A 21,383-nucleotide genomic window follows, 5' to 3' on the forward strand; every position below is an offset into this window, starting at 1 on the left:
TTGAATATCGGGCATTAGTCCTTAGTTAAAATTTATTAAACTGTCCTAATTTTGGGGTTCATATCATTTTTAGAAAAACGACTTTTTCATACTAACTTGTTTTTACCAAAATATTTAAATGTTATTTGACTACCTAAACTAATTTAGTTTGCCATGTGGCGGTGCAAATAGCTACCTGCCATCGACAACGTAAAACAGATTATGAAATATAGCAGTGTTAATGCTGCAAACATTGGCACAATATAATTAGCATTTTGGCCATAAATCACTTGTGCATGCTGCATTAACTCTGGAACCACGATAATCGTGGCTAATGATGTATCTTTAATTAAAGAAACGAACTGGCCAATGATAGTTGGAATCATGTGCCGGTATGCTTGCGGCAAAACGACGTGCCACAGAGCCTGAACGAATGACATCCCGGTTGAACGAGCACCTTCTATTTGACCAACCGCGACTGATTGAATCCCGGAGCGAACAATTTCCGCTAGCATGCTTGATTCAAAGATTGTCATTGCAATTACTGCTGAAAGAATTGCACCCGGTCTTAAGCCGACATTGGGAAGACCAAAGTAAGTAAAGAAAATAATCAACAATAAGGGTAAGTTACGAACTAAATCAACCACAAAACCAATAATCGCTGAAATAAACTTTATTTTAGAGTAACGGATTATACCTAAAATTGAGCCTAAAACAAAGCTTAGCACAATCGCAATTACCGAAATAAATAATGTCACGGCTAAACCTTTTAGTAGAAAACCAAAGTTTAGCCAAGATAAAGCTTCAATCCATGTTTGCATCTTTTTAGTCGCCTCCCTTAAGCTAACTTCTTTTCTAAATATTGCATGTAGTAGCTCAGTGGCATGGTGATGAGCAAGTATAAGACACCAATTACCAAGTAACTGTTGATTGTATCAAAAGTAACAGACGCAATTGCATTTGCCTGGTACATTAAGTCAAATCCTGCCACAAATGCCAGTATTGAAGAGTCTTTGATCAGATTGACAAATTGATTGCCTAAAGGTGGAATCACAATTTTTATCGCTTGTGGCAAAACAATATACTGCATTGCCTGCTTATAAGTCATTCCAGTTGAACGAGCTCCCTCCATCTGTCCACTTGACACAGATTGAATACCTGAGCGAATGATTTCAGCAATAAAAGCCGCTGTATAAAGGAATAAGCCAATAGTTCCAGCAGTAAAGCCGTCCATTTGCACAAAGTACTTGGGAACAATCAAGTAAAAGAACATTACGATAATTAGTAAGGGAATATTTCGAAAAATTTCGACATACGTCTTACCTATTTTATTAGCAAACTTATTCGGAATAACTTCTAATAATGCTATTAACACGCCAAAGATTAAGCTAAAAATCAGTGTTAATAAACTGGCCAATAGCGTCCAGCCAAAACCATCAAAAAGCTGATTACCAAAGTGACTGAAAATATTAATCATTTGTAATACATCTCCTTATAGTTAAAACCTGGTACTTGACCAAACCACTTCTTGATTAATCGGTTATATTCACCACTACTGTAAATATGGTCAATCGCACGATTAATTGCTTTATGAAATGGTTCCTGATTTTTATTAACTGCAATACCATACGGCTCCTTGGTAAAAGTACCGCCGCGAACTTCTAAACTGTCTGGGCTTTGAGCGGCTAAACCATATAAAACACCGTTATCACTTGTTAAGGCATCACCTTGGTGTGATTTCAAAGCGGAAACTGCTTGACCATAGTCCTGCATGGCCACCACTTTGGCCTTAGGCGCCACTTTTTTGATTACCTCAACAGAATTGTCGCCCACAATTCCGATAACCGTTTTACCATTCAAATCGCTTGCTTTTCTAATTTTTGAACCTTTAGGGACTAGTAATGACTTACCTGCCTGAAAATAAGACTTAGAAAAACTAATCACTTTAGCCCGTTCTGGGGTAATTGTAAGTGTCGCAATCACCGCATCAACATTGCCGTTTTTGAGCAAAGGAATTCTTGATTGTGAAGTTGCCAAAGTAAATTTTGCTTGACCCTTAGGGCCTAAAATTTCTTTGGTTATTGCCTTTGCCATATCAATATCAAAGCCCTTTTCTTGGTCATCTCTAATATCAATTAAACTAAATAATCTTTTATCACCTTCAACAGCCCAAGTTATTGTATTGGTGGAACGAACGTTTTTTAAAGCTGACTGATCAGTCACTTTCTTACCACAACCAGTCAGCATGAACGCACTGAAAATTATGACTAGGGGCCACAGTAGTTTTTTCATGCTGGCCACCCCCTAGTGCGAAATAATTTTGCTCAGAAATTGCCGAGCTCGTTCTGTCTTAGGCTGCTTGAAGAAAGCCTGACTTTCATCATCTTCTACGATATGACCCTGATCCATAAAGATAACCCGGTTAGCAACTTCCTTAGCAAAACCCATTTCGTGGGTCACAATCAGCGATGTCATATCACTGGCTGAAGTTACCTTTTTAATTACCTGTAAAACATCGTCAATCATTTCTGGATCAAGAGCTGAAGTAGGTTCATCAAATAAAAGTAATTTAGGCCGCATGGCTAAAGAGCGTGCAATCGCAACTCTTTGCTTTTGACCACCAGATATTTGAGCAGGCATATTTTGCGCCTTATCTTCTAGGCCAACCATTTTAAGTAAATCCATCGCCTGCTTTTTATTTTCTTCTTCCGGCATATGGCTAACTATACGCGGTGCAAGCATAATATTTTCTAACACATTTTTATTTTTATAAAGGTTGAAGTGTTGAAATACCATTCCTACATCTTGACGCAATCGGTTCGAATCGGTCTTAGGATTTGATAAATCTTGATTATTAACTATTAACTTGCCGCCCTGAATTGATTCCAAACGATTGACTGTACGAATTAGTGTACTTTTACCCGAGCCAGAAGGACCGATTAAAACTACTGTTTCACCCTTATCTATCTCCAAATTAATATCGTGTAAAGCGTGAAATTTTCCGTAATATTTTTGCACGTCGTGAAATTCTATCATTGACATTTTTAGTGCTCCTTTGTGTTATGCCGATCATTAACCAACTAAAACACATCATGCTTTTCTTAACAATTGATTGAAAAATCAAAAGTGCATCCCGTCAACACTACATTTTGTTACCCGACCTGCAAAGTTCCAGCAGATTTTATCATTAATGTTCAAGTTGCTATTCTACAATTGTTGGCCTCTTAAATAAGTAATTAAAATTTAAATTTGCTATTTTAGTCATTTCTTGAATATGACTTAACATCTTGTTTAATTTCGGATAAGAATTCGTCAAAGCTCTTAGCTACTTCTTCTTCGGTACCATAGCGACGAACGTTGACATTATTTGCTTCCATTTCCTTGTCACCCAAAACTAAGGTATATGGTACTTTTTGGGTTTGCGATTCACGAATCTTATAGCCCAATTTCTCATTGCGCAGATCAGCTTCAGCCCTGAAACCTTGCTTGTTGAGCTCATCGCGAACCTTCTTAGCATACTCTGAATGAGCATCGAGATTGACTGGAATTACTTCCACTTGAACTGGTGCAAGCCAAGTTGGGAAAGCACCCTTATAAATTTCAATCAGATAAGCAATGAACCGTTCCATCGTACCAACGATTCCGCGGTGAATCATGACTGGACGGTGTTCTTCACCATCTTGACCCACATAAGATAAGTTGAAGCGTTCTGGCAACATAAAGTCTAATTGAATAGTTGACATCGTTTCGTCTGCACCCAAGGCAGTCTTAGTTTGAATATCAAGCTTAGGACCGTAAAAGGCAGCTTCGCCTTCTGCTTCAACGTAGTCAAGACCCATATCATCCATTGCCTTTTTCAGCATTGATTGACTTCTTTCCCACATTTCATCATTAGCAAAGTACTTCTCGGTGTTCTTTGGATCACGATATGAAAGTCTAAAGTAGTAATCAGTGATATCAAAGTCCTTGTATACTTCCATGATCAATTTCAAGATCTTCGAAAATTCTTCTTGAACTTGATCAAGAGTTACAAATGTATGACCATCATTTAAAGTCATTTCCCGAACACGTTGCAAACCAGATAAAGCACCGGACTTTTCGTAACGATGCATCATTCCCAATTCAGCAATTCTAATAGGTAATTCACGGTATGAACGAATATGATGCTTGTAAATTTGAATATGTGATGGGCAGTTCATTGGCCGAAGTTCAAGCATTTCACCGTCACCCATGTCCATTGGTGGAAACATATCATCACGGTAATGTGCCCAGTGGCCCGAAGTCTTATACGCATCAACATTCATTAAGACTGGCGTATAAACATGTTGGTAACCATCAGCGACTTCCTTATCGATAATATAGCGTTCAACAACGCGACGAATTGTTGCTCCCTTTGGCATCCAGTAAGGAAGACCAGCACCAACCTTAGGATCAACAAAGAATAAGTCTAAATCACGGCCAATTGTTCGGTGATCACGCTCTTTGATCTCTTCACGGCGCTTAATGTCCGCGTCAAGATCTGCTTTTTTAAAGAAGGCAGTTCCCGAGATTCTTTGAAGCATTGGGTTAGAAGATTGACCTTGCCAGTATGCGCCGGCAACAGATAGTAACTTAAACTGCTTAATTTTACCTGTATTTGGCAAAAGTGCTTCAAAACCAAAATCAACAAAGTCGCCTAGCTTGTATGCGTGGACTTCTTCATTTTCTTCTTTTAATAATTCTAATTTAAACGGATCATCCTGATATCTGTCAGCTAATTCTGCTTTTGGTAAAATTACTGATTCAATTTTTTCACCAGCTTTAACCGCCTTTTTGACAGCATTTTCTAGTTGTGGCAGTTCACTGATTTTAATTTGGTTTTCCTTGTCAGTATCAACGAAAAAGCCATCATCATCAGCTGCATGTTCTCCAAAATGAAGTTCAGGATATGCCTTTTTAGCAACAGCTTCAAATACAAATGCCACCGTTGCACGCAAAACAGCTAAACCTTCTTCATCTTTATCAGTAATAATTGCCACTTGGGCATCTTGGTTAAGTTCAAAGTCAACCGGTTGCAGCTTGCCATCAACTTTCCCGGCTAATGCCGCCTTACCAAGTGAAGTTGAAATGCCGTGTGCTAATTCACCGATTGTAATTGCCTGGTCAAATTCACGCTTTGATCCATCTGGCAAAGTAATTGAAAAACCCATATATACCTCCAAAATTAAAAACAAAAAAAAGTCCCAGTGCACTTAATTGCACTGGGACGCATTTAACGTGGTTCCACCCAAAATTCAGTTAGTCAGACTAACCCTCTTAATATGAATTGATAGTGGAATTCACCCATTTTAATTACTTTTTAAGTTTGAATGATTGGGGTAAAACTCATTTGTGCAACTTCCAGAATACTGTTCCACTCTCTGAATTGAGTCCTATCATGTTCATTCATTGCATATTATTATACATGCTTAATTAGTAATTGCAAGAAATTTTTAAAATTAAGTGAGTAAAATGTGTGATCTAGAATTTATCAGAACTCTAATCACTCTTGTAACTCGCGCACTAGGTCCCTTTTTCAACAAGAATCAAAATAATCTTAACGTCGCCTGTTTGGTCCAGAAACAATGACTTCTTTAGCCAAAGTACGTACTCGTTCCATCAATCTGGCAGCCTTAATTGGATCAATGGCATTTTTGGTTTCTTTGAAGTGCTCTTCCAAATCATCCATTGAAAAGTTGGAAGAGAAAAATGTCGGTAGTTGATTATCCATTCTTGATTGCAAAATAACAGCTAAAACTTCATCGCGTGACCACTGGCTTAAATTTTCAGCGCCAATATCATCCATAATTAATACATCACAGTTTGCAATCCGGTTAATTTCAGTCATTAGACTATTATCATTAAAGTGACTGGATAAGCTGGCAATAAAATTAGGAACATGCATAAAAATGACATACTTATTCATCATCGCTAAAGAATTAGCTAAACCAGCCAGGATAAATGTTTTACCGACACCAAAGTTACCGGATAAATACAGGCCTTTTTGATGCGCATCCTGTGAGTAAGCTGCCAAAAATTGCCCAATCTCAGCCATTGCTTGCTGGCGCTGCGGTGTTATTTCCACCTGACTTAAACGAACATCATGCAAGCTGCTAGGCAAATTAATTAAGCTCAAGTGCTTTTTAGCTGCAAGTTCACGATCATGTTCCAACTTGCTATTTTCAGGAGCATAAATGATATCAATTGCATTCGTATTCAAGATTAATTTAGGCCGATAACCCTTAGTCACTGGATCTTTTTTATTCTGCTGATCTAGGTAAAATTCGAATAAAGCAGACATGCTTTTATCAATCATTTCAGAGGTGATTTTATCTTGATTTTCACTAATAAACTGTTTAATTTTTGGCTCGGATAGAATCTCGGCCCGAATCTTAGCTACATCAAGATGGTCGGCTTTTTTCTTGTCTAAAAAATTATTGATTGACTTCATTTTTTCACCTACTTCATGCCATTTTGATCTTCAAATTTTTTGAAAAAGTCTTTTAAGTCAGCTGAAGAAACATCAGACTTAACACTAGATTTTTTCTTACTCCAATCAGTACCTTTTTCAACGCGTTTATTTTGCACATAACGGGGGTACTTAACCTTATTTTGCTCCCTTTTTTGCATATATTCAATTGCTTGGGCCCCATCTTTAACACCATGTTGAAGCCAATCATGTAAAATCCGATTAGCCAAGCGGTATGAAATATTCGGTGCACTTTTTAAGCAGGCATAAGTTAAGATATTAAGCAAATCAGCTGGGATTCCCTTTTCATTATATAAACTATCAAGTACTTTATATTCACTAGCATCAACATAATCATGCCGATCAGTCTTCAACTGGTACAAAAATTGAGCTGGTGATTTACTTTTAGCTAGTTGCAATACTTGCTGCTCATTTTTACTCAATTTAGCATTTATCGGTTGATCATCATTATATTTCTTAGTCTCTTGCTTAATTCGAGCCCTAGTATGAGAGCCGTGAATGCCACTAGCAATCGCTTGTTTAATTTGCACCATATCCAAGTGATAATCACCGTGAATACTTGTTAGGGCCTCATCAATAAATTCTTGTTCTGTTAACCCATAAGTGCGCATTACAGAGCGGATTGCTTCCCGATTACGATCAATCTCCGTTCCTGGAATCTGGTAAATTTCAAATTGCTGTTTAATGAAATTCCAGTCAACCGTATCATGTTCATTAACAGTAGCTTTGATATTATTGTCTGTTTTATTTTCTTTTGCGGCATATTTGACATCAACTGAAGGCTCAATTGCTTCTTGCTCAGGCAAACGAAAAACTTCCATAAACGAAGCAGAGATATCATCAGCATTTTGCATACCATTAACTTGGTTCTGCTTAGACTTACTTTCACGAGCAAAATCCTTACTTAATTTTTGAAAGGCAGAAATACCAACTTTTTCTTTAAGTAAGCTTGCTAAAAGAGGCGTTGAAAAAAATTCACTGCTGCTAGGGATGCAGGTTAAGCGAAAAACAAGCACTTGACCCATGATTTCATTATTAAGTAAACGCGTCTGAACTAGGCCAACGCCCTCGAGCTTATGTAAAGCAGAAAATAAGTGCTTAACATCACAGTCAAGCTGTTCTTGCAGAGCATAAATACCCGTTGAGTCCGATAGCATTGCATGCGCATTAAAGTCCTCATTTAAACTAAAATATAAGGAAAATGCTAGTGAACCAATCAACGGCTGATAAAGTTTAACCAGAACCCGCACATCTTCTGGGAAAATATCAACTCGGTTAGCAATAAAAAATGGTTGTTTGGGATTAGGGGTCTCAAACATTTCTAGTTCCCCTTCTCTCGCTTAGCAATCATATCCTCCATTGTTTTCATGAAACTAGACATATCTTTAAATTCACGGTAAATGGAAGCAAAGCGAATGTAAGCAACATCATCTAGTTCAGCCAATTCATCCATCACTAGTTGACCGATTTTCTTCGAAGAAATCTCACTTACTCCCTGCTGTCTAACCTTATTTTCAACGTGATCAACCAATTGCTCGAACTGCGAGCTTGTAATTGGACGCTTTTGACCAGCTGCCATGACACCATGCAAAATCTTTTTTCGGTTAAAAGGTTCCCGGGTATTGTCATTTTTGATTACCAATAATGGTGTTGTTTCAATTCGCTCAAAAGTAGTAAACCGATAACCACAGTTTTCGCATTCACGCCGTCTTCTAATAGCACGATTTTCATCACTCGGTCGAGAATCAATCACGCGCGAGGCATTTTGCCGACAATTAGGACATTCCATACTGGTCCTCCTTTATTAATTTAAGTAGCAGCTCGTTTAATTTGTCTTCTAGTTCTTTTATTGTACCAGTATTTGTAACAACATAATCAGCTAATTTTTGCTTTTGCGCTAAAGGCATCTGACTATTAATTCGCTTTAATGCTTCAGCTTCAGTTATGTGATTGCGCGCCATCAAGCGTTTTACTTGCATTTTTTCAGGTACAGCAATCAGCAAACTACGGTCACAATAGCTTAAACCACCTGACTCAAATAATAACGGTGCATCTACTATGATAAGTGGCTCATTTTCCAGTTTATGTTGGCTAATTTTAGTCTCGATTTCTTGAAAAATCAACGGGTGGGTAATTTCATTTAATTTAGCTAAGTCTTTAGGTGAATTAAAAACTAATTTACCTAACTTTGCGCGATCAATTGTTTTGTTTGCTGCTAAATACTGATCGCCAAAATAATTAATTACTAAATTGTAGCCCTTTTCACCTATATCTAAAATATGGTGAGCAATTAAATCACTATCAATTACTGGAATATGCTTTTTAATAAAAAAGCTATCAGCTGTACTTTTACCGCTAGCTATTCCCCCAGTAAGACCTAAGACAATGGTCATTGATAATTCACCTGACATTTAGGACAATATGTTGTTCCACGACCATTTACCTTAATTTTTTCAAGAGGGGTTCCACATCTTGCACATGGTTCACCTTTATGTCCGTATACCCGCAACATTTTCTGAAAGCCGCCAGTTTCACCATTAGCATCCAGATAAGTGTGCACGGTTGTCCCACGCTCAGCAATAGCTAATTTGATCAAAGAATTAATATTGTCATGCAATTGTTTCACTCTGGAAGGTGGAATCTTATTGGCCATACTTAACGGATGAATTCTAGTTAGCCATAAAACTTCATCGACATAAATATTGCCTAAACCGGCAACTACAGATTGATCAAGAAGCGTATTTTTAATATTTTTCTTTTTATGCTTAAGACAATTTGCAAAATAAGCAACCGTGAATTTATGAGAATTAGGTTCAAAGCCCAGTTTACTAATTCCTGTTGTTCTTTTTTCTGTTCCAGTTTTAACTAATTGCATTCGGCCAAATTTGCGGACATCATTATAACGCAAGGCTGTATTATCAGTAAAAGCAAACTGCACGTGATCATGTTTATCTTTCGGTGCAGCCACGTCAACTAGACGATACTTTCCTTCCATGCGTAAATGGGAAACTACAGTTAAGTCATTCGTCAGCCGAATCAATAAATACTTTGCATACCGGTCAATTGCCACTACTTCTTGACCCGTAAGCTTTTGAACGAATTCTGTTGGATCACTAGCAATAATTTTGGGATACCACAGCGTGATTTCTTTAATCGTTTTTCCTTTAATTAAGGGGAGAAGAGTACGGCGAACCGTTTCTACTTCCGGCATTTCTGGCATTTATTATTACTCCTTATTTTGCATCAAACCAATTATGACCGTACCCTGAATCAGCGACTAGCGGAATATCAAGAGTAACGGCAGACTGCATTACCTCTGGGACAATCTTTTTAATTGTTTCTATCTCATCTTTTGGCACATCAAAAATCAACTCATCATGAACCTGAACCACCATTTTAGTCTTAAGGTGTAAATCATTCAATTTCTTCTGCATATTGATCATCGCAATTTTAATAATATCAGCAGCGGAACCCTGAATTGGTGAGTTAATTGCAGTTCTTTCCGCAAAAGACCGCACATTATAATTCTTTGCATGAATATCAGGCAAGTACCGTCTTCTATGCATAATTGTTTCTGCGTAACCTTTTTCGCGAGCAAATTTAACGGCCTTATCCATATATTCTCTAATTTGCGGGTATTGCTCAAAATAATTATCGATAAATTCTTTGGCTTGTTTTCTACTAATATTCAGATTTTTCGATAAGCCATAATCCGAAATGCCATAGACAATACCAAAATTGACTGCCTTTGCTCGGCGCCGCATTAATGGCGTAACATCATCGGTTGACTTCAAGTGGAATATTTTCATTGCGGTATGAGCGTGAATATCGTAGCCGGTCCTAAATGCTTCTTGCATTTGTTCATCACCAGAAACTTGAGCTAAAACACGCAATTCAATTTGAGAATAATCACAAGAAAAGATATAGCCATCAGGGTCACTTGGAACAAAAGCCTTTCGAATTTGCTTACCTTCTTCTGTTCTCGTCGGAATGTTTTGTAAATTAGGATCAACCGAAGATAGGCGTCCAGTTGCCGTTAGAGTTTGCAGATACCGTGTATGAACTCGACCATCTTTTTGAATAACATCTAGCAGGCCATTAACATAAGTTGACTGAATTTTAGCAATTTGCCGGTAAGAAAGGATTTGCCCGATAATTGGATTTTCATCTTTTAACTGGTTCAAGACATCAACTGATGTTGAATAACCGGTTTTAGTCTTTTTAATTGGCTTGAGGCCCATTTTTTCAAACAGAATATGACCAAGTTGTTTCGGCGAATTAATATTAAATTCTTCACCAGCCTCATCATAAATCTGCTTTTCCATCTTTTTAAGTTCAACAGCAAATTCATCTTGCAGCTCAGTTAAAGTATCAGCCTGAACCTTGATTCCATTTATTTCCATAATCGCTAAAACGCGTGCTACTGGAATTTCGATACTTGCAAACAAATCATCTTGTTCATGCTCTTTTAGTTTGGCAAGCAGCGTTTCTTTCAAGGTTTCAATTGCTTCGACTTTGGTGGCTAAATGATTATACAGCACATCGTCATCAGTAGGAATCTTTTCACTTTTTCCTTTGCCATAAACGTCAAGATCACTTCTGACAGTGTCATTCCCATACATCCGGCAGACTTCGGCCATGTCATCCGAATTATTTTCATTATTAATCAAATAAGAAGCTAGCAGCATATCATATTCAATCCCATGTGCGTGGATTCCTAAACGATTGAGCCCCACAGTTGTCCGCTTAAGGTCAAAAACATCTTTGCTAATTTTCTTATCTTCTAAAATCTGTTTTAGCTTGGCATCCTGTAATAGCGTTACGTCGCGACTTAGAAAAATCTGTTTGCTAATCTTAAAGGCAAAACCGACGAACTCGGCCAAATGATAATTTGGTCCCAGCATCCCTAAGTAAAAAATGACCTCATCGCCTTCATTAACCGTAATTTTAGCCAAGTTGTCCTTGGTTAACTCGGTGTATTCCATTTTGACATGCGAATCTTGGGATGTCTCATTTTTACTAGAATCACCGTCAGGAGTTAATTCACTCAAAAACTTGCGGAAATTCATTTTCTCGTAAAAACGCCGCAACTTTTGGTAATCAACTGGACGTCTTTTAATATCATCAATTCCAATGGTTACTGGCGTATCACAGTTGATCGTAGCCAATTTTTTACCTAACAAGGCTTTATCCTTATCATTAAGCAAATTTTCTTTTAGCTTTGATGCTTTCATGTCATCAATATGATCATATAAGTTTTCAACTGAACCATATTCTTGAATTAACTGCGATGCTTTCTTTGGTCCTACTTTGGTGACACCCGGATAATTGTCCGAGTTATCCCCCATTAAGGCCTTCATATCAATAAATTCAGTTGGGGTAACACCATTAACTTCCTTCATATGTTCAGGCGTATAGGACTCAAGGTTCATCACACCTGACTTGGTTACCATCACCGTAGTGTGCTCAGAAGCAAGCTGCGTTAAATCCTTATCCCCAGTTACGACAGTTACATCAAAACCATTTTTTTCACCAATTTTTGCAAAGGTTCCGATAATATCATCGGCTTCATAGTTTTCTAATTCATAAGTCGAGATGCCTAAATCGTGCAATAGTTCTTGCACATATGGTAGCTGCTCCGAAAGTTCACCTGGGGTTTTTTGTCTGCCACCCTTGTAATCAGCATACATCTTATTTCTAAAAGTAGTTTTACCCGCATCAAAAGCAACTAAAACATGATCTGGCTGAACATTGTTTAAAACAACATCAAGCATATTCTTAAAAGTATAAATGGCATTTGTATGCAATCCTTCAGGGTTTCTGAAATTTTCAAGTTGACGATAAAGTGCATAAAACGCACGAAAGGCAACAGAATTACCATCAATTAAAAGTAATTTTTGATTAGCCATTAGATCTCCTCACAATTATCACTGGTCATTAATTCAACTACCATTTTACCAGTTTTTACGGCATTCTGGCATAATACTGTTTTTCTTCAGATTTGCTATACATTTTAGCCAATTAACTTCAATTCAGAAGCCAAATTTTAAATTTAGAACCCGTTTTTTTGGCTAATAAAAAGCATTGAAAACTTAATTTCAATGCTCTAAATCGCTATTTATTGAATAAAATTCTGACGCTCTAACAAATATGGCGTACTGGTTCCTAACAACTGATCGCCTTTTTCTTGTTTTGGTGTGCAATTCAACACGTTACTATGAGCTTTTTGCAAAATTGCAGTCGCTTCTTTTACCTCGGCAATTGTGGCCTTTTCAGATTTTAAGGTATTTTGTGCTAATTGCAACGCATAACCAAATCTAAAACCACAAAGGGTAAAATTATTGTCTTTTTGGTATGGTGTAATCAACTCTTGATCAACTAAAGTCTGTAATTTTTGTTTATCTTCTTTAGTAGCAATTTTAGCATCCGCTTGCGCTTGTTCTGGAGTGTTATTTGGTTTCAAGTATGGGCCTGAAATGTAATTTGTTCCCTCAACCTTAACATAAGTTAAACTTGGCGTAGCTGCTGGCTGATAATTTGCTAGCGAATAAAAACGTGGTTTAGCCCATGAATCTTTTAACAGGTAAAATAATTCAGCCTTCTTTTCACTATAATTCCATAAATAAGTAAGTTTTTCAACTGGATACATGTCACCAGTGTTAAAAGTCGAATTTGCACTTTCAGTCGGAAGTGCTGTTGCGGTGATGTCATAAGTCCCAGCTGTTTTTAAAAAGCCGACATATGTAGCTTGCGTATACAGTTTCAAATTCTGCTGGGGGGTTACAGCCAAATCTTTCTTAGGAATAAAAGCTTCGATCGTTCCGCTAATTCTGTAATTAACTACAGGCTTAGAATCGGTCGTTAATGCAGCAATACTGTCTACTCGATAAGTTTTTCCGGGCTTGATAACCGTCTTATCTTTACCAATTCCTGCTGTATAAGGTTTTACCTTTTTAGAGATTTTGACCTTTGCCTCATGAGTATAAAGTGGCTTATTGTTAACTTGACCAACATTTACTGCCTTAACAAAGCCGCCTGAACCCAAGCTGTAAAAGTATTCTCCACCAATTTTATGGTAAGGCAACCATGATTGATGATAATTATCATCATTTAAAAGATAAAACTGTTTGTCATTATGCTCAATCGGTTCGATTTTACCGACGAAAGGTACACTTAAGCCCTTTTTTAAATGCGCCTTTTGCTTGCTTCCTTGAAACTTGCTTAAACGCTTACCGTGTTTATTATAAACATAGGCGTTATGTGCTAGTGTTATTTCATTAGTTTCTTCGGTTGCCTCGATTGGCTGGGCACCCAAACTTAAATTAGCTACCAAGCCAAGAGCAAACATACTGACTACTGAACCAATTGCTGCTTTTTGCTTTAATTTCATATAATACCTCTACCTGTTTTAGATTTTAGTATTAATTTTATAACAAAATCGAAATTAATAAAGAAAAAACTCACATAAAATTAAAAGCGAATAAAGTATATGACTAGAAATCGAAACCATATTTTGACTAAACTATTTAAATAAACATTACTAGATTGACGGAACATAAAGTTATAACAACTTAAATAACAGACTGAGGGACGGTATTTTAAAGCTATGCCCAGCCAGCAACTTTGTTATGACAACAATAAACAAGAAAAATAGAGTTTACGTTAATTAAACATAAACTCCACTTAAACTATTAACAAAATTTTAGATACAATTACAGCAGCTTTTCTAAAGCATCTTCATATTTCTGAATATCGCCTGCACCCATAAAGACAATAACACTATCTTGGTTTTGGGCTAAGTCAGCAATATTATCTAGATTAATAACTTCGGACCCAGGGATGTTAGCAACTAAATCATTACTGGAAATATCTCCACTTGCTTCACGAGCGGAGGCATATATCGGCGTAATGTATGCCTTATCAACCCCGCGTAGAATTTCTTCAAAATCTTTTGCATATTTCTTTGTCCGGGTGAATGTATGAGGTTGAAAAACAACTACTAATCGCTTGTTAGGAAACTTTTGACGTGCTGCTTGAATTGTTGCTCGCATCTCAGTAGGATGATGAGCATAATCATCAATCACATTAATGTCACCAAAATCTTTTTCTGAAAAGCGTCTTTTGGCCCCTGTATATGACAATAACCCCTTTTTAATGTCATCTAATGGAATTTTTTCAGTGTAAGCAACAGCAATAACGGCAGTAGCATTTAAAATATTATGGTCACCAAATAGATGAATGGTGAACCTACCAATTTCCTTGCCATGTGTAATAACAGTAAATTCAGCTCCCGCAGTCGTGCTGTTGACATCAACAGCCTGAAAGTCATCATTGTCCTCAAAACCATAAGTATATTTAGGGATCTTAGCTTCTAACGCCTGCAAACGCTCATTGCCTCCCCAAACAAACAAAGCCTTTTTAGTCTGATTAGCAGCAGTTTGAAAGGCTGAAGTATAGTCATCTTGGTCTTTGAAATAATCCGGGTGATCAAAATCAATGTTGGTCATAATTTGGTAATCAGGATGATACGCCAAGAAGTGTCTACGATATTCATCAGCTTCATAAACAAAAAAGCGCGAATCTTTCACTCCCTTACCTTCCCCATCACCAATTAAATAGGAGGTTGGAGCAGCTTCACCCATGACACGGGCAAGAATACCAGTTGTAGATGTTTTCCCATGCGTTCCGGAAACTCCAATACTTGTATGCATTTGAACGATTTCTTCAACAGTATCCGGATAACTTTGCCAGGCAATCTGCTTATCTTCACAAGCTTTAACCTCGACATTATCATTCTTAAAGGCATTACCTTTAACAATTACTTGACCTGAATCTTTAATGTTATCTGGCGAAAATTGTGTTACCGGTATGCCAGCTTTTTCTAGTGGTACCTGCGTAAAAGTATATTTTGCAATATCACTACCAGCTACATCATAGCCTAAATCCTTAAGCAATAAGGCTAATGAAGCCATTCCGGTACCTTTAATTCCGATAAACCAAATTTGTTTATTTTTATCTAACATTTTCTAAGCTCCAAAATTCTATTTAACATCGTTTCTTATTTTACCATTACTACAATAAAAAGAGCTTAAACTCCCGAAAAACTGCCGGAAAAATTTCGACAGTTTAAGCTCATAATTGTTCACAAACGATAGTTAATTAGTACCATTGCAGTACATTAATTATACTTAGCTCTAAGTAAAACATCCGTTGTTAAATTTCAACTTTACCACCAAGACGGTAGTGGTCCAATTAGCTATAGTACAAGCCAGTTAACTTGGAAATTTTTTTAATTATTAATACCACTAACTTTTTTCAAGCAAAAAAGGCCCCACATTGATGGAGTCTTTTTACTTTATAAACTAATTTTGCCGCTGGCAAGCAATTCATCACATTTCTCAGCGTCAAATGCATCCCCAACGGAGAAATCATCAGGCACAACCATGATGCCACGCTTTTGTGGTGCATGTTCTAAGCCTAATTCACGAGCAGAACAAATCATGCCATATGAATCAACTGACCGTAATTTACCTGGCCAAATCATCTGACCATTTGGCATTAATGTCCCTGGAAGGGCCACAACTACTTTTTGCCCTTGAGCAATATTTGGCGCACCACAAACTATTTGATGCTCCTCACCATTACCAACATCGATGGTTGTAACATGCAGGTGATCAGAATCAGGATGTTTTTCACAAGTTTTCACATAGCCGTAAACTAGTGTCGGCTTACCATAAGCAAGCTTATCATCAAAACCTGCATCGGCAAGTTTTTGATTTAAAGCAGCTAAATCCTTTTCAGAAAGTTTAACCTCACCATTTGGTAACTTGTCATAATCAATTACTTGGTCAACGTTAAAGAAATTGTAGCCTGTGACATTACCTTTTTCGTCAGTAATACGCGTAATATCTTCTTTTTCTTCGTATTCACTTTTACCTTGGTCTTGACCTAAAATCACAATCAAGGTATTAGGATAACTTTGTTTATTAATACTAGTAATCATTTACAATAATCCTCTTTCACTTAGTCAAGTGACCGCAAAAAGTCTTCGACTTCTTCCTTGGTTTTGCGATCCTTATTAACTAGTCTACCAATTTCTTGACCATCTTGGTAGACAACAAAAGAAGGAATTCCCATAATATTTAACTCTTTAGCGACATCTACTGCGCCATCACGGTCAATTTGATAAAATTTGCTATCAGCAAAATCACTTTCAATTTCCGGCATTAATGGGTCTAAAAAGCGGCAATCTGGGCACCAATCAGCTGAAAACTCAAGAACTACTCGACCAGTTTTGGTAATTTCAGCTAATTTTGCATCATCAAATTTTTTTATTTGTTCCATTTGTAAACCTCTCAATTCAAATCGCTTCTCAACTATTTTACTCCAAAGTCTGCATGGAGGGCATAAATTGGATTACCCTTAGCTGCAAATTTATGTTCATATTCAGTTTCAATATTTCGCGTCACAATTTCTTCATTTTCATGATGTAAATCAACGGAGACAAAGTCAAAGTGCATGCCAAAATTGTTCATGCTCAAAACAGAGTAAGCATAAAGACCAGCATTATCTGTTTTAAATTCTAAATGGCCGTGTTGCGCCAAAATTGCTTGGTATTTTGCCAAAAAAGTCTTATAAGTTAAGCGCCGCTTTTCATGACGACTCTTCGGCCATGGATCACTGAAATTTAAGTAAATCGTTTCGGCGCTATGCAGGCTAAAAAATGAATCTAAATTAGCTGCATCAGCGCAAAGAATCTGTAAGTTTTCGAGCTTCTTTTCCAGTTTTGTTCGTAAAATAATTCCTGTCGCCGTGATTTGCAATTCCACAGCAACAAAGTTCTTTTCAGGATGTTGTTCAGCCAGTGTTGTAATAAAGCGCCCTTTACCTGAACCAACTTCAATTTCAAGCGGCCTAGAAATATCTGTAAATCTTTTTGACCAGTCGATTTTACTTGCTGGATCTGGTCGATCTAAGACGCTTTCTGGGTGTTCACCGACCAATTTAACAGCCCAAGGCTTATTTCGTAACCTCATTAATTATATCTTCCTTTTCTTGATTTTTGCGGGTAAATAAATTTGTCCGATTAGTAAGCTAAAGATGAGCAAGGCAACGCATGCTTCTAATAGGTTTAAATTAATTGGCAGCAATAGCAACCAAAACAGACTAATGATTAACCATTGTAAAACTAAAGCTAGTGCCAAAACGATTACTAAGTCTTTCCCACGATTATTTCGCTGTATTGGATATATCCGATACATAATATTATTATCAAATTCATTGGCCATTGGCAGCAATTGGTAAACCGTCAAGAAGATTACTAAGCATGACAGTCCGAGCGCCCATAACCAATTTTGTACAAGCCAGGAGACTAAAACGGCAAAAGCAGTCATTCGCACCAATAAGCTGATATTTTCGGGATTTCGTAGAAGCGATCTCCGATACAAAAAACGGTTAGGATTTTCACGTGCAAGTGATTTAGGCAATAAAAAGTCCAAGTACTTACGCCGCTTGATTGTCACTCTTTTTTCTTTTACATCGGTAAACATGCTAAAAGCACTGTAAACCCTGCTTTTGCGTTTTTGCTCTAATTCAACCGCATATTGCCAATCAAAAAGTGCATCATGACGCGGTTTAAAAATCAGTAGCCCGACACAAATTACCAATAAAAAGAATACGACATAAAAAATTTTGACCGAAGTCAGACCTAAAATAAAAGCTAATAATAGCACTAGATTGACAGCTAGTAAGGATACCTTGCGATTAAAGAACAGATTATGCTCCATTATTTTCAACTGTAAAATTTTAGCAATAAAAACACCAAAAACAGCTAGAATGTATTCTAACGGTGCTATCTTTGCCTTAATAGTCGCAAATGGAAACAAAATTCCAGCCAGCAAAATAAGGATAATCCCAGGTACAACTAAACTATAATTAAACATTGGCTTTAAATAGTCATCTATCTGCTCATCTTGCGGCAGTAAAAACTGTAAATCAGCCGGTTTCAGCATCGTAACCAGTTTTCCAACCAATAGTGGCAGCCATAAAATTGCCCCAACCAAAGGACGATAAAACCAGCGCTGGCTTGGCATTGTTTTCATTGCCTGCGCATACCAAAACATTATGGCACCGAACAAAAAGATTAATGCCAAAATAAAAAAGTCATTAAATACTAAAACCAGATATTTGAGTGATTGTTGTAAATTGGATTGCAGTCTTTTTTGAGCTAATTTACGCATGTCTTTGCTCCTCATTCAAGATTTGGTAGATCTTGTCAAAGGAATCGGACTCATTCAAGCCATAATGCTTTCTAATGTCTGTTAAACTTCCAATTACCTCAATCTTGCCATTGTTCAAGACAGCATAGTTAGAAATTGCTTGTTCGGCGTCTGCCAGTATATGCGTTGACATTAGTATCATCTTTTTCTGCGCCACCGCTTTTTTAATTAAATCAATCAGGTTGCTAACAGCAAGTGGGTCAAGGCCAGTAAAAGGCTCATCAATTACCAGCAAATCAGTATCTGCCAAAAAAGCAGTCACAATCATCACTTTTTGTTTCATTCCCTTTGAAAAATAGATTGGCATCCAATCTAGCTTATCATCAAGCCTAAACATTTTTAGCAGTTCATTGGCCCGCTTCCAAGCTTTCTTTTCATCTAATTGATAACTCATCATCGTGAGTTCTAAATGTTCTTTCAAAGTTAATTCTTCATACAAAACCGGAACTTCCGGAATGTATGCAATTTGCCGTTTAAATTCCGTCGGCTGTTTAATCAATTCAACCGAATTTAATACAATTTTGCCTTTTTGTGGTCTTAGTAAACCAAGAATGTGCTTAATAGTAGTTGATTTGCCCGCACCATTTAGGCCGATAATTCCTAATGCTTCACCTGGCTGAATTTCTAAATTAATATCTTTAATGACTGGTATACCAGTATATCCACCAGTCAAATGCTCTATTTTGAGAACCATATTTCCTATCTTTCTTTTAATGAATTTCCTCATTTAATATGATAGCATGATATTAATGGAAACTACATTTCAAAGTTAAGAGGTTTAAAGATGGCTGAATTAGATAAAGATTGTTTATTCTGTAAAATTATTCGTGGTGAAGTTCCTAGCTACACTATTTTTGAAAATGATGATGTCAAGGCATTCTTAGATTTGTCGCAAGTAAACCCTGGTCATACTTTGATGGTCCCAAAAAAGCACATTGCTAACTTTTTTGATTACTCAGCTGACGATGCGCAGAGATTCTTAAAATATATTCCTGCGATTGCCAATGCAATCAAAAATTATGACCCTAAAATTACAGGGATGAATATTAGCACCAATAATGGCGCTAGCGCAAATCAGGTGGTAATGCATTCACATATTCATTTTGTTCCTCGTTTCGAAGGTGATGGTCTAAAAATCGTTACCAGAAACAACGAAGCAAACTATACTGAAGCAGATTACCAAAAAATTGCAGAGCAAATTAAGGCCCAGTTTTAAGGAGAAATTATGAAGAAATTTAGTCTTGGACTAGCAGTCGGTGCCGGATTTGGCATGGTTTTATCATTATTTAGAGACAAAAACGGTCGACGTCTTGGTCAACCAATTCAAGATCAATTTCAGGGTACAAAGGAAGATATCAGCGATTTAACTAACGCAATTGGGAGCTTGCAAGAAGCTCGCCAAGAACTAAATGCCTCGTTACCTCCTGTTAAAAAGAATCTTACTGAATTGGAAAAAGATATTCAATATTATCAAATGAGCATTTCGCGGATAATCGCCCAATTACAGAAACAGACACAAAAAATTAGTGAAGATATTACACAAAATCTGCCAAAAAAATCGGAATAATGCTAAAAAATTATAAAGAAAGTTTGTTTTTTTAGTGAAAACGATAAAATTAAAAACTAGAGTTGCCAGTTTATGTTATATTAATTGACGGTGACTTAATTTATTAAGGATGTGGAGAATTACTTTATGAAAAAATATTTTAAGAAAATTGCTGCAGTAGCCGCTGTAGCCGGAATTGCTTTATCAACTGCTGCTTGTTCTAATGATGGCAAGACAGTTGCCTCCTACAAGGGTGGTAAAATTACCCAAAAAGACTACTACGATGAAATGAAGAAATCGCAAGCTGGTCAAACCGCTCTTGCTAACATGATTATTAACCATGTTTTGGAACAACAATATGGTAATAAAGTTTCCAAGAGTGAAGTTAACAAGCAATTTGATAATTACAAAAAGCAATATGGTTCCCAATTTAACGCTGTATTGCAACAAAACGGTATGACTGTTTCAGGCTTTAAGCAAAACCTTAAGACTAACTTACTTAGTGAGGCAGCTTTAAAAGACGTTAAGAAGATTTCTAAGAGTCAAGAAGACAAGGCTTGGAAATCATATCAACCAAAAGTTACCGTTCAACATATTTTAGTTGCCAAGAAATCACAAGCTGAAGATATCATTAAGCAATTAAAAGATGGTAAGAGCTTCAAGAGCTTAGTTAAAAAATACTCACTTGATACTGGTACTAAATCTAACGAAGGAAAATTACCTGCCTTTGATTCAACCGATTCAACTTTAGACCCAGCATTTAAGAATGCGGCATTCAAGTTAAAGACCGGTGAAACCACCAGCAGCCCAGTTAAATCACAATCTGGTTACCATGTGATTAGAATGATTAAGCACCCTGGTAAAGGCACATTTGCTTCACACAAGAAGGAAATTGATGATCAGATTTATCGTTCAATGTCACAAGATCAAGAAACAATGCGTAGCGTAATATCGACTGTATTGAAAAAAGCCGATGTTAATATTAAAGATAACGATCTTAAGAACGTCTTATCTTCATATATTTCTACTTCAGATGCAAAGAAATAAGCATAGTTTAATCGCAAATAAAAAA

General features: G+C 36.9%; 21 protein-coding genes. 3 read left to right on the forward strand and 18 right to left on the reverse strand.

The features are described 5' to 3' along the window. Window positions 1-143 precede the first annotated feature (143 nt). From J3U69_RS07800 to J3U69_RS07885, 18 genes are all read right to left on the reverse strand, one after another. Window positions 144-800, reverse strand: a complete 657-nt coding sequence (locus J3U69_RS07800; protein WP_220234676.1) for an amino acid ABC transporter permease — start codon at window positions 798-800, stop codon at window positions 144-146. A gap of 17 nt (window positions 801-817) precedes the next feature. Beyond that, complete coding sequence (locus J3U69_RS07805) at window positions 818-1,456, reverse strand: amino acid ABC transporter permease (protein ID WP_103751876.1); 639 nt, start codon at window positions 1,454-1,456, stop codon at window positions 818-820. Beyond that, complete coding sequence (locus tag J3U69_RS07810) at window positions 1,453-2,280, reverse strand: transporter substrate-binding domain-containing protein (RefSeq protein WP_220232129.1); 828 nt, start codon at window positions 2,278-2,280, stop codon at window positions 1,453-1,455. The genes J3U69_RS07805 and J3U69_RS07810 overlap by 4 nt, the downstream gene beginning before the upstream one ends. A gap of 3 nt (window positions 2,281-2,283) precedes the next feature. Continuing rightward, complete coding sequence (locus tag J3U69_RS07815) at window positions 2,284-3,021, reverse strand: amino acid ABC transporter ATP-binding protein (RefSeq protein ID WP_270262716.1); 738 nt, start codon at window positions 3,019-3,021, stop codon at window positions 2,284-2,286. 215 nt (window positions 3,022-3,236) lie between these two features. After that, window positions 3,237-5,168 carry a threonine--tRNA ligase gene (thrS, locus tag J3U69_RS07820; RefSeq protein WP_220219926.1) on the reverse strand — a complete coding sequence of 644 codons (1,932 nt, stop codon included), beginning with the start codon at window positions 5,166-5,168 and terminating at the stop codon, window positions 3,237-3,239. A 386-nt stretch (window positions 5,169-5,554) separates the two neighbouring features. Then, a complete protein-coding gene (dnaI, locus tag J3U69_RS07825; protein WP_267413608.1) occupies window positions 5,555-6,448 on the reverse strand; it encodes a primosomal protein DnaI in 894 nt (297 codons plus the stop codon). 8 nt (window positions 6,449-6,456) lie between these two features. Continuing rightward, the gene (locus J3U69_RS07830; protein WP_267413609.1) at window positions 6,457-7,806 is read right to left on the reverse strand and encodes a DnaD domain protein; all 1,350 of its coding nucleotides are present in this window, start codon (window positions 7,804-7,806) and stop codon (window positions 6,457-6,459) included. A 2-nt stretch (window positions 7,807-7,808) separates the two neighbouring features. Beyond that, window positions 7,809-8,276: a transcriptional regulator NrdR gene (gene nrdR, locus J3U69_RS07835; RefSeq protein WP_267385389.1), complete on the reverse strand. Its 468-nt coding sequence runs from the start codon at window positions 8,274-8,276 to the stop codon at window positions 7,809-7,811. After that, on the reverse strand, window positions 8,263-8,880 hold the full coding sequence (gene coaE / locus J3U69_RS07840) for a dephospho-CoA kinase (RefSeq protein ID WP_220268187.1): 618 nt from the start codon (window positions 8,878-8,880) through the stop codon (window positions 8,263-8,265). The genes nrdR and coaE overlap by 14 nt, the downstream gene beginning before the upstream one ends. Continuing rightward, window positions 8,877-9,707 (reverse strand): bifunctional DNA-formamidopyrimidine glycosylase/DNA-(apurinic or apyrimidinic site) lyase, encoded by an 831-nt coding sequence (gene mutM, locus J3U69_RS07845; RefSeq protein ID WP_103751884.1) that lies wholly within the window; start codon window positions 9,705-9,707, stop codon window positions 8,877-8,879. Before mutM ends, coaE begins: the two co-directional genes overlap by 4 nt. A gap of 13 nt (window positions 9,708-9,720) precedes the next feature. Next, window positions 9,721-12,396, reverse strand: a complete 2,676-nt coding sequence (gene polA, locus J3U69_RS07850) for a DNA polymerase I (protein ID WP_267413610.1) — start codon at window positions 12,394-12,396, stop codon at window positions 9,721-9,723. A gap of 209 nt (window positions 12,397-12,605) precedes the next feature. Next, entirely contained in the window at window positions 12,606-13,877 is a 1,272-nt protein-coding gene (locus J3U69_RS07855) for an SLAP domain-containing protein (protein ID WP_267413612.1), read from the reverse strand. Between the two features lie 322 nt (window positions 13,878-14,199). After that, complete coding sequence (murC, locus tag J3U69_RS07860) at window positions 14,200-15,510, reverse strand: UDP-N-acetylmuramate--L-alanine ligase (protein ID WP_267413613.1); 1,311 nt, start codon at window positions 15,508-15,510, stop codon at window positions 14,200-14,202. Window positions 15,511-15,842: 332 nt separating this feature from the next. Beyond that, window positions 15,843-16,490 (reverse strand): YtpR family tRNA-binding protein, encoded by a 648-nt coding sequence (gene ytpR, locus J3U69_RS07865; protein ID WP_220219935.1) that lies wholly within the window; start codon window positions 16,488-16,490, stop codon window positions 15,843-15,845. A gap of 20 nt (window positions 16,491-16,510) precedes the next feature. Then, window positions 16,511-16,831, reverse strand: coding sequence for a thioredoxin family protein (locus J3U69_RS07870; RefSeq protein WP_103751889.1), 321 nt, complete (start codon window positions 16,829-16,831; stop codon window positions 16,511-16,513). 32 nt (window positions 16,832-16,863) lie between these two features. Continuing rightward, window positions 16,864-17,523 carry a tRNA (guanosine(46)-N7)-methyltransferase TrmB gene (gene trmB / locus J3U69_RS07875; protein ID WP_267413614.1) on the reverse strand — a complete coding sequence of 220 codons (660 nt, stop codon included), beginning with the start codon at window positions 17,521-17,523 and terminating at the stop codon, window positions 16,864-16,866. 3 nt (window positions 17,524-17,526) lie between these two features. Next, window positions 17,527-18,726: an ABC transporter permease gene (locus tag J3U69_RS07880; protein WP_267413615.1), complete on the reverse strand. Its 1,200-nt coding sequence runs from the start codon at window positions 18,724-18,726 to the stop codon at window positions 17,527-17,529. Further along, window positions 18,719-19,459, reverse strand: coding sequence for an ABC transporter ATP-binding protein (locus tag J3U69_RS07885; RefSeq protein ID WP_103751892.1), 741 nt, complete (start codon window positions 19,457-19,459; stop codon window positions 18,719-18,721). The genes J3U69_RS07880 and J3U69_RS07885 overlap by 8 nt, the downstream gene beginning before the upstream one ends. A 90-nt stretch (window positions 19,460-19,549) precedes the next feature. Between J3U69_RS07885 and J3U69_RS07890 the strand changes: the two genes are divergently transcribed. From J3U69_RS07890 to J3U69_RS07900, 3 genes are all read left to right on the forward strand, one after another. Then, window positions 19,550-19,981 carry an HIT family protein gene (locus J3U69_RS07890; RefSeq protein ID WP_267413616.1) on the forward strand — a complete coding sequence of 144 codons (432 nt, stop codon included), beginning with the start codon at window positions 19,550-19,552 and terminating at the stop codon, window positions 19,979-19,981. Window positions 19,982-19,990: 9 nt separating this feature from the next. After that, window positions 19,991-20,332 (forward strand): hypothetical protein, encoded by a 342-nt coding sequence (locus J3U69_RS07895; protein WP_103751894.1) that lies wholly within the window; start codon window positions 19,991-19,993, stop codon window positions 20,330-20,332. A gap of 126 nt (window positions 20,333-20,458) precedes the next feature. Next, entirely contained in the window at window positions 20,459-21,358 is a 900-nt protein-coding gene (locus J3U69_RS07900; RefSeq protein ID WP_220219939.1) for a peptidylprolyl isomerase PrsA, read from the forward strand. The last annotated feature ends 25 nt before the right edge of the window (window positions 21,359-21,383 follow it).

Origin of the sequence: Lactobacillus sp. B4026, assembly GCF_026535825.1 — a bacterium.
Taxonomy (GTDB): Bacteria; Bacillota; Bacilli; order Lactobacillales; family Lactobacillaceae; genus Lactobacillus; species Lactobacillus panisapium.